The organism is Duganella sp. FT27W, assembly GCF_009295655.1.
GTDB lineage: Bacteria > Pseudomonadota > Gammaproteobacteria > Burkholderiales > Burkholderiaceae_D > Rugamonas > Rugamonas zoogloeoides.
In genome coordinates, this window is record NZ_WHIV01000019.1 from 1 (window position 1) to 461 (window position 461).

The window sequence follows — 461 nt, forward strand, 5'->3', positions numbered from 1 at the left end:
CCGTTTCTTCCCTGACAAAAGAGCTTTACAACCCGAAGGCCTTCTTCACTCACGCGGCATTGCTGGATCAGGCTTGCGCCCATTGTCCAAAATTCCCCACTGCTGCCTCCCGTAGGAGTCTGGACCGTGTCTCAGTTCCAGTGTGGCTGGTCGTCCTCTCAGACCAGCTACTGATCGATGCCTTGGTAGGCTTTTACCCTACCAACTAGCTAATCAGATATCGGCCGCTCCAGGAGCATGAGGTTCTTGCGAATCCCCCACTTTCATCCTTAGATCGTATGCGGTATTAGCGTAACTTTCGCTACGTTATCCCCCACTCCAGGGTACGTTCCGATATATTACTCACCCGTTCGCCACTCGCCGCCAGGTTGCCCCGCGCTGCCGTTCGACTTGCATGTGTAAGGCATGCCGCCAGCGTTCAATCTGAGCCAGGATCAAACTCTTCAGTTTAATCTCTGTTT

At 53.4% G+C, this 461-nt stretch carries 1 rRNA gene; it reads right to left on the reverse strand.

Annotated elements, in window-relative coordinates:
* Nucleotides 1–450, reverse strand: a 16S ribosomal RNA gene (locus tag F8197_RS28200); the annotation flags it as partial.
* Between the last annotated feature and the right edge of the window lie 11 nt (nucleotides 451–461).